This window comes from Flavobacterium sp. ST-158, from assembly GCF_058309975.1.
Map to the genome: position 1 here is coordinate 153084 of NZ_JBZEEN010000009.1, position 17461 is coordinate 170544.

A 17461-nucleotide genomic window follows, 5' to 3' on the forward strand; every position below is an offset into this window, starting at 1 on the left:
GGATTGCATCACTTAGATATTATTTTTTACATTTGCCGCAATGAAAAAAGATCAAAAACAAAGAAATTACAACTCGAATCAGAGCGTAAACAATACTTCTTTCTTAGGAATATTGAAACGTTTTAATTTGGTTATAAGTCCATTTAATTTTGATGTTTTTGAATATTTAAAAGTTGAAAGTAAAAAATTGCAAATTATTTATGCCAACATTAGAGTTTGAATTATAGCCTAAAAACTATATCCTTTTTTTTATAAAAAACTAAAACTCTAAAATTCAATGAATACTAAATATTCGGACTTAATAAATCAATCGTACTACTTTCCACAAGAAGAATTTAAGCTGAACAAAGACAACCTTTTATTTCACAATATCGATTTGATGAAATTGGTTGAAAAATACGGTACACCTTTAAAATTTACTTATTTACCTCAAATTTCAAACAACATCAACAAAGCCAAAAGCTGGTTTCGTAAATCGATGGAAAAAAACAAATACGAGGCAAAATACTACTACTGTTATTGTACCAAAAGTTCGCATTTTGAATTTATCATGAATGAAGCTTTCAAAAACAACATTCATGTTGAAACTTCATCAGCATTTGACATAAATATTGTTGAAAATTTATTGGAAAACGGTAAAATCAACAAAAACACTTATATTCTTTGTAATGGTTTTAAAAGAGACCAATACATTGAAAACATAGCCCGATTAATTAATAATGGTCATAAAAACACCATTCCAATTATTGACAACTACGAAGAATTAGATTTACTACAAGCAGAAATCAAAGGAAAATTCAAAATTGGAATCAGAATTGCTGCTGAGGAAGAACCTAAATTTGAGTTCTATACGTCCAGATTAGGAATTGGTTATAAAAACATCGTTAATTTTTACAAAAAACAAATTCAAGAAAACAACAATCTTGAATTAAAAATGCTTCACTTTTTTATCAATACAGGAATAAACGATACTGCTTATTACTGGAACGAATTGGTAAAATGTATCAAAGTATATATTGCTCTTAAAAAAGAATGTCCTACTCTTGATGGTTTAAATATTGGAGGAGGATTTCCAATTAAAAATTCTTTGGCATTTGAATATGATTATCAATACATGATTGATGAAATCATTAATCAAATTAAAATTGCTTGCGACGAAGCTGAAGTAGATGTTCCTAACATTTTTACTGAATTTGGTTCCTATACTGTAGGAGAAAGCGGAGGTGCTATTTACCAAATTTTGTATCAAAAACAACAAAACGACAGAGAAAAATGGAACATGATTGATTCTTCTTTCATTACTACTTTGCCAGATACTTGGGCTATAAACAAACGTTTTATCATGTTAGCAGTAAACCGTTGGAATGATACCTATGAAAGAGTTTTATTAGGTGGTCTTACTTGTGATAGTGACGACTACTACAACTCTGAGCAAAACATGAACGCCATTTATTTGCCAAAATACAGCAAAGAAAAACCATTATACATTGGATTCTTTAATACTGGTGCTTACCAAGAAACCATTGGCGGCTACGGAGGATTACACCACTGCTTGATACCACAACCTAAACATATCTTGATTGATAGAGATGAAAATGGTATATTGGCAACAGAAGTTTTTTCAGAACAACAAACCTCTGAGGACGTATTAAAAATTTTAGGTTACAATAAAAAATAATTAATTAAATACACAATTAGTAGATTTATAATTTCATTATATTTGAACCGATTTAGATTCAAAGTAAGATAAATTTGCTAAACATTTAAACCCCTTAAAATGAGTAAAGGACCTATCAGTCAATTTATTGAAAAGCATTATTTACATTTCAATTCTGCATCATTAGTAGATGCCGCTAAAGCTTACGAACAGCAATTAGCCAATGGAGCTAAAATGATGGTAAGTATGGCTGGTGCAATGAGTACAGCAGAAATTGGAAAAATCTTCGCCGAAATTATTCGTCAAGATAAAGTTCAAATTATCTCTTGTACAGGAGCTAACCTTGAAGAAGATATCATGAACCTAGTAGCACACTCTCACTATGAAAGAGTGCCTCACTACCGTGATTTGACTCCTCAAGACGAATGGGATTTATTAGAAAGAGGGTTAAACCGTGTAACAGATACTTGTATTCCGGAACACGAAGCTTTCCGTAGACTACAAAAACACATCTACAAAATCTGGAAAGATGCTGATGATAAAGGAGAGCGTTATTTTCCTCATGAATTCATGTACAAAATGTTACTTTCTGGAGTATTAGAAGAATATTATGAAATTGACTTAAAAGACAGCTGGATGTATGCTGCAGCTGAGAAAAATTTGCCTATTATTGTACCTGGATGGGAAGATAGTACAATGGGGAATATCTTTGCTTCTTATGTTATTAAAGGTGATTTGAAAGCATCTACTATGAAATCAGGTATTGAATACATGACTTTCTTAGCAGATTGGTATCCAAAAAATAGCGAAAATGGTATTGGATTTTTCCAAATTGGTGGTGGTATCGCAGGAGACTTCCCTATTTGTGTTGTTCCAATGTTATACCAAGATATGGAAATGCACAACATTCCATTTTGGAGTTATTTCTGCCAAATTTCAGATTCTACAACTAGTTATGGATCGTATTCTGGAGCAGTTCCTAACGAAAAAATTACTTGGGGTAAATTAGACATTACAACTCCTAAGTTTATTATTGAATCAGATGCTACCATTGTAGCACCATTAATTTTTGCTTATTTATTAGATTTATAATACCATTTTTATGAGAAGAGTTATTGTAGAGTATGCTAAACTTACAAATGAAATTTTAAACTTATTGGTTGAAAAATTTCCTGATGGATATGACGACGAAGACATTATTCGTTTTAAAAATGCTAAAAATGAATTAGTTGAAGCTGTTGAAGTTCGTACAGAAGACACTATTTATTTAGTAAAAGTAAGCACTAAATTAGCAGATAGAATTGAGAATTTTGATGAAGATGACGAAATTGATGATGTAATCGAACCAATCGCTCCAATCAAAGGTTTAGATTTAGATGACGACATTAGCGATGACGACGATGATGATGACGACAATGACAAACCAGATTTAGACGATGATGATGAAGATGGTGACGACAAAGACATTGCAGATGACGACGAAGACGATGATGAAGATTAATTCATAATACACACACATAAAAAAAGGAACTCAAACAGAGTTCCTTTTTTTATCTGTAGTTCTCAAAAAACTCAATTACAACCTAAAAATGATTACTTCCCAAATTTTACATTCCACGCTTAAAGAAAATTTTGGATTTGAAAAGTTCAGAACCAATCAGGAAGAAATTATTAATACTATTTTAAAAGGCAATGATACCTTAGCCATAATGCCTACTGGAGGTGGAAAATCAATCTGTTTTCAACTACCTGCTTTACTGTTTCAGGGAATTACTATTGTAATTTCCCCCTTAATTGCTTTGATGAAAGACCAAGTAGATAGTTTAAAAGCAAACGGAATTCCAGCCTGTTTCATTAATAGTACACAAACCGAGGTCGAACAACTAGAGCACATAGACAATCTCAAAAACAATAAAGTAAAACTAGTTTACATTGCGCCTGAGAGTTTATCTTATTTAGAAAATGCTTTTAATACGATTAACATCAGCCTGATTGCAATTGATGAAGCACACTGTATTTCGTCTTGGGGACATGATTTTAGACCTGCGTACACTAATTTAGGCTACCTGAAAAACCGCTTCCCTTCTACTCCAATTTTAGCTTTAACTGCAACAGCTGATAAAGCTACACGTCAAGATATTAGCAATCAATTAAACTTACGAAATCCTGCTGTTTTTATTTCTTCATTCGATAGAAAAAATCTCAGTTTAGAAGTAAGACCGGCATTAGACAGAGTCAAACAAATTATCGATTTTATCGAATCAAAACCCAATGATTCTGGAATTATTTATTGTCTGAGTCGCAAAACTACCGAAGAACTAGCTGAAAAATTGAGCAAAGTAGGAATTGCAGCTAAAGCTTATCATGCAGGCTTAGAAGCAAATCTTCGCTCTAAAACACAAGACGATTTTATCAATGATCAATGTCAAGTGGTTTGCGCCACTATTGCATTTGGAATGGGAATTGACAAATCCAATGTGCGTTGGGTTATTCATTATAATTTACCCAAAAATATTGAAGGTTATTACCAAGAAATTGGTCGGGCTGGCCGAGATGGTTTGGCTTCAGAAACTATTTTATTCGAAAGTTATGGTGATTTGATTCAGCTGCAAAAATTTGCTTCACAGGGACAAAATACCGAAATTCAATTAGCAAAACTAGAGAGAATGAAACAATACGCCGATGCTTTGAGTTGTCGCCGTAAAATATTGCTTTCTTATTTTGGAGAAATCGTAACCGAAAATTGTGGCAATTGTGATATTTGTAAAAACCCTCCCGCCTTTTTTGACGGAACTATTATTGCTCAAAAAGCGCTTTCGGCAATTATTCGACTAAAAGAATCAGAAGCTTTGCCAGTTATAGTTGATTTTTTAAGAGGTTCTAAAAACGCCTATATTTACGAAAAAGAATATCAAAACTTAAAAACTTATGGTGTTGGGATTGAAACTTCTTGGCACGATTGGAATCAATACCTGATTCAATTGATTAATCTTGGGTATTGCGAAATTGCTTTTCACCAACAAAATAAAATCAAATTGACTCCTTTAGCAAAGAAAGTCTTGTTTGAAAACGAAAAAGTACAACTCAATACCGTACAAAAAGCAAAAGCAACTAAAACGGAAACAACTACAACGAAAACAAAAGCAGTTGCGAATTCATTATTTGAAAGCTTACGCAAATTGCGTTATGAAATTGCCACAGAAGAAGAAGTTCCTGCTTATGTCATTTTTAGCGATGCTACTTTACGCCAAATAGAAATCAATCGCCCGATGAGTGAAGAGGAATTTATTATTATTGACGGTGTAGGAAAAGCCAAGTTAGAAAAATACGGCGATGCTTTCATCAAAGCTATTATTGCTTTTCAAAAAGAGAAAAAAGTAAAGACTAAAAAAGAATCCAGCACATACAAAGAAACCTTAGCTTTATACAATGAAGGATTTACCGCTGACGAGATTGCTGTAAAAAGAAAGCTAGGCATTGGAACCATTATGTCGCATTTTGCAAAATTGTATCTTGACGGCGCTTCAATTAATTTAAAGCAATTTATTTCTGAAGAAGAAGTTCATTTGATTGCTAATGCAAATATAACACTTGAAAAACCCACTGCTTTAAAACCTTATTTCGATTATTTTGAAGAGAAAATAAGCTATGAAAAAATAAGAATAGGATTAGCTATTATTGAAAAGAAAGAAAACGACATCTAACACTCATGATTTATTCCTTTCCTCCTTTTATCAACAATGAAACCGAAATTCTAATATTGGGAACCATGCCTGGAATCACATCATTAGAAAAACAAGAATATTATGCGCATCCACGGAATCATTTTTGGAAAATAATCTATACGCTTTTTGATGAATTACCCGTTTCAGTTCATTTCGAAGAAAAGATAAAACTTCTAGAAGCTAACAAAATTGGAATTTGGGATGTGTTAGAAAATTGCGAACGCAAAGGAAGTTTAGACATTCACATCAAAAATCATAAACCAAATAATTTTGAGTCTTTGTTTAAAACCTATCCCAATATCAAAAAGATAATCTTTAATGGAAAAGAAAGTCATCGTTATTTCATTAAAAATTTTGAACAAAAAAAAGGCATTACGTATTTTGTAATGCCTTCTACAAGCCCTGCTAATACTATGTCTTTTGAAAACAAATTAAAAAATTGGTCAACCTGTTTTTAATAAAATTACAAATACCTTTCTTGAAAAACGTTTTGGTGGTGTTTTTGATGTCCAATAATAATAAAACCTATTGCACGTACAGAAATTTCATTATTAGATGCAATTCCGATTCTTTTTAATTGTTCTTCTGAAAAACTCTTAAAAAGTGCCAAAGTTCCTTGACGAACAAGAGATAATTCTGTTAACAAACTTTGTAAATGCCTGTCATTAGCATTGGTATTGGAAGCAAAATCATTCTCGTCAAATCCTGGCAATGGCGTTTTATCATTTCTTGAAATTCTCAAAGCACGATAACTAAAAACACGTTCTGTATCAATAATATGCTGAATAATTTCTTTGATTGTCCATTTGCCTTCGGCATAACGATAATCAAATTTATCCATTGGAATATCCTGAACAAAACGAATAAAATTATGAAGACTTATTTCTAAGTCTTCATATAAATCTCCATCTCCCGCTGCTTTTATATAAGTAGCATTAAATACGGAATACTCGTTTTCAGGAATATCAGTTCGCTTCATAATTGAATATTAAGCTGAATTTCTACTTGCGTTAGTGTTTCCAAACAAAGAACGCATTACGATTTTTTCGTATACTTTAATTAGTTTTTCGTCTGGATTTGCTTCTTTATTCAATTCATTAATACGCAATAATGCATATTGCTGAATAGTCAATAATGGTAATACAATACGTTCTCTAATTTGGATTGAAGCCATTCCATCAGGGTAATTTTCCATCAGTTCTTTATGACCAGCGATTTTTAACAACAACCTTTTAGTTTCTAAAAACTCATCGTAGATATTTTGCCAAAATTCTCCAAATTCAGGATCGTTTTTCATATAAGCTGTTAATGGGAAAAATGATTTAGCCAATGACATCATACTGTTCTCTAACAATGTTTTAAAGAACATAGAATGATTGTATAAATCCTGAACTTTATCCCATTGATTCGTATCCTCAAAATGCTTTAAAGCCGAACCTACTCCGTAAAAACCAGGAACGTTTTGTTTTAATTGACTCCAAGAACCAACAAAAGGAATAGCTCTTAAATCTTTGAAATCTAATTTTTCAGATTTACTTCTTTTAGAAGGACGGCTTCCAATATTAGTTTTAGCGTAATATTTCAAAGTACTCATTTTTTCCAAATATGGAATAAACTTGTCGTGATTTTTAAAACTTAAATATTTTTGGTACCCAAGCTCTGACAACTGAGTCATTACTTCTTTGTCAGCTTCAGAAAATTTATTTAATTCTTTATTAAATACCTGATTAGTAACTCCAGCACTCAATAAGTTTTCTAAATTATGACGACAGGAATCTAAAGTTCCAAAATTAGAACTAATAGTCTGTCCCTGAACAGTTACTTGGATTTCTTTGTTTTCGATATCCGGACCTAAAGAAGCATAAAATTTATGTGTTTTCCCTCCTCCACGTGCAGGTGGTCCACCACGTCCATCAAAGAAAATTACTTTGATACCATATTTTCTGGACATTGCTGTAAGTTGCTCTTTAGCCTGATAAATACTCCAGTTAGCCATCAAATACCCTCCATCTTTTGTTCCGTCAGAGAATCCAAGCATAATAGTCTGCTTCATTCCTCTGTCAGCCAGATGAGCTGCATATACTGGATTAGTATACAATTGCTCCATTACATTATGTGCATTTTGCAAATCATCAACAGATTCGAACAAAGGTACAATATCAACTGAAGGATTTTCCCAGTTACTCAACCTGAATAAAGCGTATGCTTCTAAAACATTAACCGCATTTTCATTATTACTAATAATATAACGGTTAGCTCCAAGCTCACCATTGCTGGTCTGAATTTGTTTGATTGCCTGAATTGACTCAATTGTAGATTTAGTCATTTCGTTTTTAAAATCAGCTGGATTCAGATTGCCTTGAACACTCGTCAAAACTTTACATTTTTCATTCTCAGATAATTCGTAATAGTTTTTAGGAAAAATATCGCCGCCATTGTTTTGATAGAAATCAAAAATATCTCTAAATACGGCATCATGAATTCTACTATTTTGACGAATATCTAAAGTAGCAAAATGGAATCCAAATAAATTTACTTTAATCAATAAAGCTTCTAGCTCATCTACATATAATGATTGATGTTGCTCTACGATAATTGTTTTTATTTTGTTCAGCTGTGATTTAAATTCTTCTAAAGTGATATAGATTTCACCTTTAGAATAAAAAACAGAACGATATAATTTATTTTCAAGTTCAGCAACTAAAAAGTCTACCCCTGAGAATGTTAGCTTTCTTTTTAAACTTCTCATCTCAAAATAATAACATTTTAAAATAGAAGTTCTTAAACGATCAGCAACTTTTAAGGTAATATCTGTAGTAACAAATGGATTTCCATCTCTATCGCCTCCTGGCCAGAATCCTAATTGAATAATAGGATTTTTAATGTTTCCTGTAGGAGCAATATTTGTTTCCAAATAATGCATCATATCACCAGCAGTGTTATAAAATACATTTTCCAAGTACCAAATTAAACTTACAGCTTCGTCAAAAGGATTTGGTTTCTCATTTTTAATAAATGGCGTCTTTCCTAATTGTGCCAAAAGTTGTTTGATTTGAAGGAGATTATTATCACGAATAGCTTGCGTTAAATCGTTAATAATTCCCAAAACAGCTCCAGGGTAAAACTGCGTTGGATGCGCTGTTAAAACTGTTCTTACATTAAAGTTTTCTAAAAATTCAGCTAATTCCTCATTCTTTCCTCTAGCATCCGATTTTTCTTTGATATCTCTCAAAGAACCGCGTCCTTCCATATTATTTACAATTGGAAAAGCAGCATCTTCCACAGCATCAAATAATACAATTTGACGCTCAATATACTGGATAAAACGAAACATTAAGTCAATTTTATCTGCTTCTACGTCAGTGTGTAAATATTTTTTAGAGAAAAATTCAAAAATTTCCTTTGGTGTTTCCATTTTCTTAAAACCTGTTTCACAAACATCTGTGAATAAAGGCAATAAAGCACCTGTATTATCTATAGAATCAAAAGGTAAAGTAATGAAAACGCTATTATAAATATTATATTTAGAAAGAACGTTTTGGTTAAATCGTTCAATTTTAGGGAGCGTATACATAAATTATATTGAATTATTTAGTTAATTGTATTGTTTTGTAGTTTTTGAAAAAAAAACAACCCCAAGTGTTAACTTGAGGTGCTATTTTACTAACATTCAAGTAATTATAATTACATGTTTTTGAAGATAGTATGCATCAAACGTTTTTTGTCGTTGATACTTTCTTCTAGAGAAATCATTGTTTCAGTTCTATACACACCATCAATATCATCAATCATAAAGATTACATCTTTAGCATGTTTAGTATCTTTTGCTCTAATCTTACAGAAAATATTAAATTTTCCTGTAGTTACAGAAGCAACGGTTACAAATGGAATTTCATTGATACGTTGTAAAACAAACTTCGTTTGAGAGGTATTATTTAAAAACACACCCACGTAAGCAATAAAAGAATATCCAAGCTTATCATAATCAAGAACCAATGATGATCCCATAATGATACCTGCATCTTCCATTTTCTTAACTCTAACATGCACTGTTCCTGCTGAAATTAATAACTTCTTAGCAATATCCGTAAACGGAACTCTCGTATTGTCTATCAACATGTCTAATATCTGATGATCTACTTCATCTAAACGGAACTTACTCATATTTCTCTAATTATATTATTAATTATCATTTTAAAGCATAAAAATATACATAAAAATGATAAAGTCGTACAAAAAATTACTTTTTTACCAATCCATTAACAAATTTTATGTTTTTATCTAAACAAAAATCTGCTTTTTGATCTAATTTTGGAAAATTTCCTGATTCATCTTCATACATAGCTCCCTGAGCATCAAACACTTCATGACCAAAATATCCATCTAAACCATCCAGTTTAGCAATATAAGCGTTAAAATTGATTTTTCCATCAACTAATTCTTCCTTATACTGTGCAGCAAAATTCGTTATTTTTTCATTACCATCATAATTTATTTTAATCTTTTTGTATATAAAGTCATAAAAAACGACTTTATTTTGAGGAATATTCAAATAATCCTCCGTTCTATTAATTTCTATAACGTTTTCGCTAAGTATTTTAAAACTGGACACCAAAGCAATAAAAATATATTTACGTGTTAACTCTCTTTGATAATCTCCTGGAAAATGCCCCGCTTCAAACAAAATCGTCGGCACCCCTAAATACTGAAATGTATCTCCAATACAATTAATATTAAAAGAATCATCAAAACGCCCAATTTGTCCAGGAATAAAATCCTGCAAAACCGCATTCATTCCAGCAATTAAGTTAATCGCCTTTTGCCTGGAAGGATTAATTTCTCTTTCCTCATTATAAGAAGGTGCTAAAAACGAAACAGTTGCAGGCTTTCCCGTATCTGCAACACCAAAAATAGTGCGCTGATCGTGCAAGTTATAACAATAATCAGGCTTAAACTCCTCAAAAACAATTCTCAACAACTTACTTTCTGGCTGCGTCAAGTCTTGAGAATCTCTATTTAAATCAATCGCATTTGCATTTACACGAGTATAAGCCTTAGCTCCATCAGGGTTAAGCATTGGCAAACAACAAAAAGTAAAATTACTTAAGAAGCTTTTAGCTAAATCTGTACCACTATGCAATAAGTTTAAAAAATCAAATAGCGCCTTGGTTGTAGTACTTTCATTTCCATGCATCTGAGACCATAGATAAATTTTCGTTTTTCCTGAACCAATTACATATTTATAAATAGGTCTCCCTTGAACAGATTGACCAATCACCGAAAGCTGATTTGCTGTATTATTTTTTTTTAAAATAGGCTCAATAGACTCTAATGTCAAATACCTACCTTCAATCGTTTTTTCCTTGTTGTATAAGAACAACTGCTCTAAATTCATAATCTATTATATTTGATTTACAAAAGTAAACATCTTTATTTTTACATTTGTAAACTTTGTTTTTAAACTATATTTTACCTTTGTAAACGAAATCACATCCATCTCTTTACGATTATTGTTTCTGGGAATTAACAAATGTTACTAATGTTAAAATAAAAATTGAGTATTTTAATTTTCAGTTATTTAAAAATAATTAATTAAAGCTTTACTAAAAAACAATGTAGTTCCCAAAAACCTATTTACAACTGTAAATTTGTTTACCCGAGCTATTTTGATTACATTTGTAAATAGACGCAATTAAAATATATTTTACAATGGTAAACACAGATGATTTTATAAAAAGGCTCGAAATAATTCTCGATTATTACAGTATTAATGCCTCTGTTTTTGCAGATAAAATTGGCGTACAACGCTCTAGTTTGTCTCACCTCCTTTCTGGAAGAAACAAACCCAGCTTGGATTTTATTCTTAAAATTCTTGACGTATATCCTGAAGTGGATTTGTATTGGATTCTAAACGGAAAAGGCAGCTTCCCAAAAAACAACTCAAATACAATAGAAACAACAACAAATACTACACCTAGCCCAACAATTCCTGATAAACCAAATACCTACGGAGATTTAGTTTCTAAACCAATTACCGAAGAAAAACAAAATACCCCCCTCGCAAACAATACGGAAATCACAGCCGACAGCTTTGATGACACCATTGAAAAAATAGTATTTTTCTATAAAGACGGCACCTTTAAGACTTTTAAACCTAACGCAAAAAAATAACCCTAAATGCTTTATTATTCACATTAAGGGTTATTAAAAACAAATAAAAACCTAATTTTACTTTCTTACAACAAATATTGAAGTAACAGCTGCTTCATTTCTTACAGTCAATGGACTAGCATCCCCAGATATTGTTGGTTTTGCAAAACTCATTACTTTTCCTCCTCCGTTTAATCGTTCAGCTACATAAGCCACATTAGTTACATAATCATAACCTACATCAACTGGATTTCCTAATTGCGAGTTGGGCCCGTAAATTCTAACTTGATTACTCATAGCAATAGTCCCCATGTTCATTGTTGAAGCAAAAACACTTTTGAAATTTTGAATAAAAACCAATCCTCCATCAGAATCTGAAGCTGCACTACCTACATCTGTAAGAATCATTAAATTATCTTTATCGGAATATGTAATTCCATGTGTTCTAACAAGTCCCTCAATTGTAACTCGCTTAGTAGCTGTAATAGCACCTGAAGTATTACTCATAAAATTTTTAAACTGAACAATATCTGAGGTTAAATCAACCACAGCATACAAGTCGTTTCCCTCCATATGAATTCCCCATAATTTAAAATCCGTTGTATACGAATTTAAAAGTGTAAAACCCATTGAAGTTTTTTGATATACCAATAATTTATTTACCAAACCATTAGAAGCCAATTGATCTTGAACCACCACTACTTTATCTCCAGAAACTGCTGTTTCTCTGGCATTCGTAAATTCTAGATTAGAACTACTTAATGATAGTGTTAATGAAGTCGAGCCAGAAGCTGCAGCAGCTTTTACACCAGAATAGCTTTCCAATCGATTGTTAGTTCTAGAAGCAACAATAATATTATCAGTTTTCGGATCATACGAAATTCCTTCAGCATCTAAAGATGAAATTGCAAAAGAAGAAACCATAGCAGATGGTTTTAATAAATCCACATAGGTTACCATACCAGAAGTATTACTTGAAGTAACAACAGTTAATTGAGCATTTTTCATAGAATTGTCATCATTTGAACAAGAAGTCAATGATAAGGCTAAAATAACGCAAGAGATAAATAAATTTTTCATAACGATAGTTTTAAAGGTTACTCTATTTACGATAAAAGAAATCTCTTGGTTTTAAAAAATTAAAAAAAAATTAAGTTATTTTTCACTTATGCTTTGTAGGTAAAATCGGTTTGAGTTTTTAAAGTTATTATTTAGCTTTTTAAAATATAAAAGTTATTTTTGAGAAAAACCCAATTCATGTTTAAACGCCTACTAAGCTATTTCTATCCTATTAAAATTTACAGCCAAAAATCAGCTATAAGCAAGTCCTTAGAAATTACTTGGGCAAATGGTGATTTAGTGATGGATTCCTTGAACACGAATTATTCCTATGGAAGTTTGCAACGTATTTTAAAATTGGGGATGGAAAATATTGGTTTTACCAAAATCCAAAAAATGAATCATATTTTGATTCTTGGTGTAGCCGGAGGAAGTGTCATCAAAACTTTAATAAACGACATTCATTTTAAAGGAAAAATAACCGGAGTTGAAATTGATTCGGAAATAATCAAAATAGCAAACCAATACTTTCAATTGGATCAAATTCCGCAACTCGAAATTGTAATTGATGATGCTTTTGAATTTGTTTTAAAAACAACCGAAAAGTACGATTTAATTATTGTCGATATTTTTCAGGATACAAATATGCCTAATTTTCTTTTTGAAACTTTTTTTATTGACAGGATTTGCTTTCTTCTTAAAAGTAAAGGAAATATACTTTTTAATACCATGTTATTGAATCAGGCTGATAATATTCGAAATCAAAAATTGGTCAGTGAATTCAAAAAAGAAAATTTTACCATCAAAACCATTCCACGAGTAGAACAGCATAACGAATTAATTGTGTTTGAAAAATTGAAGTAACATTCACCAGAACTAACTTTTATTATTTGTAATTTAGATTTACATAAAACAATTGTATCTATGAGAAAGATTCTCCGAAAATTGCTTCTAGGAAATGTAACTAATTTACTTGAGCCAAAATTGAATCCGATTCAAAAACGAATTCAAAATATAAAAGCAATTTGGAACAACGATCACCAGGATGATAACGGAATTGAAAAAATTGTTCGTTTATTTCTTTCTTCTTCGCAATTAATTTTTCCAGGAATTTACATTAAATATTTAGCTTCCAAAAAAGGTACTGAATATGAAGACCTAGCTATGGATTTTTATATCCTATTGAAAGTTATCATGCCCTTAATTATTATAAGTAATCAATGGCAGCAATATCCGGTTGTATTAGTATTAATAATCTATGTAATGCTGGAGACTGTTTTGTATATCCCAACCTTAATTTTCGCCTCCGATTTATTTGCTAAACCTCGTTCTTACAAACGCTCGATGCTTCTGCTTTTTTTCAATTATCTTGAAATTGTATTTGGGTTTGCGGTTTTATATTCAACAGGAAATTATTTAAACCAAGCATTTAATCATTGGTTTGATGCCATTTATTTTAGCATGGTCACTTCTTCAACAATAGGTTTTGGTGATTTGTATCCTGTACAAACTTTTGGAAAGTTGTTAGTAATGATACAATCCTTATTGGTTTTGATGTTTGTGGTTTTATTCCTAAATTTTTATTCTACTAAAATTGATTCGAAAGGTTATTTTGAAAAAAGTAAAAAAGACTAAACAATCTTTCTGGCTTTTTCTAAATCTTCTTTGGTGTCGATGCCAATTCCAGCGTGAGTGGTTTCGACCATTTTAATTTGTTTACCAAATTCTAAATAGCGAAGTTGCTCCAGTTTTTCGGAAGCTTCCAAAGATTTCATCGGTAAATGATAGAAATCCAGCAAAGCTTGTTTTCTAAAAGCATAGACTCCGATATGTTTCATATAACGAACTCCTACATTTTTTTCTCTTGGATAAGGAATTACCGAACGCGAAAAATATAAGGCAAAATTATTTTGGTTCACCACTACTTTCACATTATTCGGATTATTGATTTCTTCCTCATCTTTTATTTCATACATCAATGAAGCCAAATCTACTTTTTTATCCAAGTCATTTTTAAAAACTTCAATCACCTCTTTCAGCGGCTCAGCGTTGATGAATGGTTCATCACCCTGAACATTGATTACAATATCTACATCTAGATTTTCTACCGCTTCAGCAATTCGGTCACTCCCCGATTCATGTTCTTTGATACTCATAATGGCTTTTCCGCCATGAAAAACAATTTCGTCAAAAATCAAACTGGAATCCGTTACCACAAAAACATCATCGAACAAATTAGTATTTACTGCTGCTTCATAGGTTCTTAAAATGACTGTTTTTCCTCCAAGATCTTGCATTAACTTAGCGTGAAATCTGGTTGAGGCGTAACGGGCGGGAATGACTGCTATTATTTTCATGTGTAATTTGGATTTACCGCAAAGGCACTAAAGCGCAAAGATATATTTTAATTTTTATTAGTTCTAAAAACTAAATCGAATTACAAGGAAAATTATTAATTCTTATAATACAATGGGGTGAATTTTATCTTGTATCTTTTGAATATCTTTTTCTATCAATTTTATTGTTTTTTTAGAAAACCCACTTATACTATATTCATCAGTATAAAATTTTTCATTATAATATAATTCTCCTCCTTTATAGTGGGTATCTCTAAAAGCAAAAAAATAATTTATTCTGTTTTTATATGATTTTCTTGATGTGATTTTAAAATGATATCGATTCAAAATATATGTTTTTGTTTCAATCAAATTATCAAGAAAGTTAGTTTTATCTATAACAACCAGTTCTTTATCTGAATCAATTGTGATTTTTAAATTTGAAGAAATAAAAAAACCTAAAATACCAATAAAAACTATTCCTGCCAACCAAAAAAGCACTAATTCAATTTGTCCCATAATTGCACAAACAATTATCACAATTATAGCCCAGAATAATAGAGGTTTAAAAATAAGCTTTTTTGATGTTTGATAAACTTTAACCTGTCTGTCTACTAAATCCATAATAAAATCAATTTTACATAATCTTCACCGAAGTCATACTCAAAGAACCTCCCAATAATTTATCATTAAACAAACTAAGTTCTTCATTTTTATCTTTTAATCCTAAAGTATAAATCAAAGGTAGATAATGTTCCGGTGTAGGAATAGCGAGTTGTAACGCTTGTCCTTGTTTTTCATAATCAATCAAAGCCTGAAAATTACCATCTAATAAAAAAGCATTTACTTTTTCTCTGGCTTCAATTGCCCAGTCAAAACCATAATTATCTACATCCATATTATAAAAATCAACCAATCGTAAATTGTGTACAATATTTCCGCTTCCTACTATAAGAATCCCTTTGTGTCGCAAGTCGCTTAATTTTTGCGCCAACTCAAAATGGTATTGTGGAGATTTCGAATAATCAATACTCAACTGAATCACGGGAACATTGGCTTCGGGATACAAATGTTTGATTACCGTCCAAGCTCCATGATCCAAACCCCATTCGTGATCGAGTTCGACTTCTGTTGGCAATAATAATTGTGAAGTTTCCATAGCCAAATCAGGACTTCCATTTGCAGGATATTGTACCGCAAACAACTCTTTTGGAAAACCTCCAAAATCATGAATTGTTCGAGGCATTTCCATAGCAGTAACTTTAGTTCCTTTAGTAAACCAATGTGCCGAAATACACAAAATAGCATTGGGTTGTGGCAGAGTCTTAGCCAGATTTCTAAATCCCGTTACAAACTGATTTTCTTCAATTCCGTTCATCGGACTTCCATGCCCTAAAAATAACACTGGCATTTTATCTGTGTTAGAAAAAGTACTTGAAATTTTATGTAGGTCGTTTAATGTGTTCATCACTTCTTATTATTAGGTATTAAATATAATCATCTTTTTTATCTATGAAATCATTTTATAAAAAAAACGGACTAAATGAAGTCCATTTTTAAAGTTATACTTATACCTATTATATTACAAGTACACTTGTTTTAAAAACTCGTTTAAACTAACAGGCTTTCTTCCTAATAAATTTTCTAAATCAGATTTATCAGTATTAAATTCTCCTTGTTCAATTGCTGCTCCAAAACCTACAAACATTCCGATATATTCTTCTGGAACTCCTGCACTTTTTAATGTTTCGGTATATTCTTCTAAAACTGGATTCAAATATGAAATTTCTTTGTTGGCAATCACACTTAAAGTTGCTGCAACATCATTCATAGAATAATTCTCAATATTGCTAGTAGCATATTCTTTATTTTCATGTTCTTCAGAAATTAAAACATTTGCTGCTGCTTCCGCCAAATCAGTTCTGGAAACATAAGCGGCTTTACCAGCTCCTGCAGGAAAATAAATTCCAGTTTCTAAAACTTGCTCACCTAAAAACATAGGCAACACATCTAAGTATAAATTGTTTCTAAAAATAGTGTATTGCATTCCACTTGCTTTAATAGCCTTATCTGTATCAATATGCGATTGTGCTAAAAAAGCAATAGGTGAAGTTTCGGTTTCATTTTTACGTTCAAAACTGGTGTAAACAATATGTTTGACTCCTGCCTCTTTTGCCGCTTTAACCACATTTAATTGTTGTGTACTGCGATTAACTAAATCGGTTCCTGAAACCAATAACAACTTATCGATTCCTTGAAAAGCAGTTACTAAAGAATCATAATCATTGTAATCTCCTGTTTTTATATTGATTCCTTTTGCTGATAAATCAACCGCTTTGCTTTCGTCTCTAACTAATGCCGAAATATTTGCTGGCGCAATTCCTTTTTCCAATAAAAAATCGATTGTTAATTTTCCAAAATTTCCCGAAGCCCCTGTTACTAAAATTGTTGTATCCATTATTTATCTATTTTATGATTTAATTTTAGTCAAAGTTAAGTATCTTTGCTATATAAAATATACTAATACACTAAAG

General features: G+C 31.3%; 18 protein-coding genes. 9 read left to right on the forward strand and 9 right to left on the reverse strand.

The features are described from left to right. Positions 1-40: 40 nt before the first annotated feature. From AC4FRF_RS14250 to AC4FRF_RS14275, 6 genes are all read left to right on the forward strand, one after another. Complete coding sequence (locus AC4FRF_RS14250) at positions 41-220, forward strand: hypothetical protein (protein ID WP_491160357.1); 180 nt, start codon at positions 41-43, stop codon at positions 218-220. Between the two features lie 57 nt (positions 221-277). Then, a complete protein-coding gene (locus tag AC4FRF_RS14255) occupies positions 278-1678 on the forward strand; it encodes a type III PLP-dependent enzyme domain-containing protein (RefSeq protein WP_491160359.1) in 1401 nt (466 codons plus the stop codon). A 99-nt stretch (positions 1679-1777) separates the two neighbouring features. Further along, positions 1778-2749, forward strand: a complete 972-nt coding sequence (locus tag AC4FRF_RS14260; protein WP_491160360.1) for a deoxyhypusine synthase family protein — start codon at positions 1778-1780, stop codon at positions 2747-2749. Between the two features lie 10 nt (positions 2750-2759). After that, a complete protein-coding gene (locus tag AC4FRF_RS14265) occupies positions 2760-3158 on the forward strand; it encodes a DNA primase (protein WP_491160361.1) in 399 nt (132 codons plus the stop codon). An 88-nt stretch (positions 3159-3246) separates the two neighbouring features. Continuing rightward, complete coding sequence (gene recQ / locus AC4FRF_RS14270) at positions 3247-5361, forward strand: DNA helicase RecQ (RefSeq protein ID WP_491160363.1); 2115 nt, start codon at positions 3247-3249, stop codon at positions 5359-5361. Between the two features lie 5 nt (positions 5362-5366). Beyond that, positions 5367-5840 (forward strand): DNA-deoxyinosine glycosylase, encoded by a 474-nt coding sequence (locus AC4FRF_RS14275; RefSeq protein ID WP_491160365.1) that lies wholly within the window; start codon positions 5367-5369, stop codon positions 5838-5840. A 5-nt stretch (positions 5841-5845) separates the two neighbouring features. On the opposite strand, the gene AC4FRF_RS14280 is transcribed toward AC4FRF_RS14275, so the two are convergent. The 4 genes from AC4FRF_RS14280 to AC4FRF_RS14295 form a co-directional block, all read right to left on the reverse strand. Beyond that, positions 5846-6361 carry a DinB family protein gene (locus tag AC4FRF_RS14280; protein ID WP_491160367.1) on the reverse strand — a complete coding sequence of 172 codons (516 nt, stop codon included), beginning with the start codon at positions 6359-6361 and terminating at the stop codon, positions 5846-5848. A 9-nt stretch (positions 6362-6370) separates the two neighbouring features. Further along, on the reverse strand, positions 6371-8956 hold the full coding sequence (locus AC4FRF_RS14285; protein WP_491160369.1) for a phosphoenolpyruvate carboxylase: 2586 nt from the start codon (positions 8954-8956) through the stop codon (positions 6371-6373). A 110-nt stretch (positions 8957-9066) separates the two neighbouring features. Beyond that, positions 9067-9546 (reverse strand): Lrp/AsnC family transcriptional regulator, encoded by a 480-nt coding sequence (locus tag AC4FRF_RS14290; RefSeq protein ID WP_007139244.1) that lies wholly within the window; start codon positions 9544-9546, stop codon positions 9067-9069. Positions 9547-9622: 76 nt separating this feature from the next. Further along, the gene (locus tag AC4FRF_RS14295) at positions 9623-10777 is read right to left on the reverse strand and encodes a M14 family metallopeptidase (RefSeq protein WP_491160372.1); all 1155 of its coding nucleotides are present in this window, start codon (positions 10775-10777) and stop codon (positions 9623-9625) included. Between the two features lie 314 nt (positions 10778-11091). Here AC4FRF_RS14295 and AC4FRF_RS14300 point away from each other — a divergent pair, with 314 nt between their 5' ends. Further along, positions 11092-11553, forward strand: coding sequence for a helix-turn-helix domain-containing protein (locus AC4FRF_RS14300; protein ID WP_491160374.1), 462 nt, complete (start codon positions 11092-11094; stop codon positions 11551-11553). 57 nt (positions 11554-11610) lie between these two features. Here the strand turns inward: AC4FRF_RS14300 and AC4FRF_RS14305 are convergent, their stop codons facing one another. Next, positions 11611-12612 (reverse strand): hypothetical protein, encoded by a 1002-nt coding sequence (locus AC4FRF_RS14305; protein WP_491160376.1) that lies wholly within the window; start codon positions 12610-12612, stop codon positions 11611-11613. Positions 12613-12789: 177 nt separating this feature from the next. Between AC4FRF_RS14305 and AC4FRF_RS14310 the strand changes: the two genes are divergently transcribed. Together AC4FRF_RS14310 and AC4FRF_RS14315 are read left to right on the forward strand one after the other, a co-directional pair. Further along, positions 12790-13455 carry a spermidine synthase gene (locus tag AC4FRF_RS14310; protein WP_491160378.1) on the forward strand — a complete coding sequence of 222 codons (666 nt, stop codon included), beginning with the start codon at positions 12790-12792 and terminating at the stop codon, positions 13453-13455. A 60-nt stretch (positions 13456-13515) separates the two neighbouring features. Continuing rightward, complete coding sequence (locus AC4FRF_RS14315) at positions 13516-14226, forward strand: potassium channel family protein (protein ID WP_491160380.1); 711 nt, start codon at positions 13516-13518, stop codon at positions 14224-14226. Here AC4FRF_RS14315 and kdsB read toward each other — a convergent pair. From kdsB to AC4FRF_RS14335, 4 genes are all read right to left on the reverse strand, one after another. Next, positions 14223-14948, reverse strand: a complete 726-nt coding sequence (gene kdsB / locus AC4FRF_RS14320) for a 3-deoxy-manno-octulosonate cytidylyltransferase (RefSeq protein WP_491160382.1) — start codon at positions 14946-14948, stop codon at positions 14223-14225. The genes AC4FRF_RS14315 and kdsB overlap by 4 nt on opposite strands. A 102-nt stretch (positions 14949-15050) precedes the next feature. Next, positions 15051-15551 carry a hypothetical protein gene (locus AC4FRF_RS14325; RefSeq protein ID WP_491160384.1) on the reverse strand — a complete coding sequence of 167 codons (501 nt, stop codon included), beginning with the start codon at positions 15549-15551 and terminating at the stop codon, positions 15051-15053. 13 nt (positions 15552-15564) lie between these two features. Next, positions 15565-16395, reverse strand: a complete 831-nt coding sequence (gene ygiD / locus AC4FRF_RS14330) for a 4,5-DOPA-extradiol-dioxygenase (protein ID WP_491160386.1) — start codon at positions 16393-16395, stop codon at positions 15565-15567. Between the two features lie 114 nt (positions 16396-16509). Further along, on the reverse strand, positions 16510-17385 hold the full coding sequence (locus AC4FRF_RS14335) for an SDR family oxidoreductase (RefSeq protein ID WP_491160388.1): 876 nt from the start codon (positions 17383-17385) through the stop codon (positions 16510-16512). Positions 17386-17461: the final 76 nt, after the last annotated feature.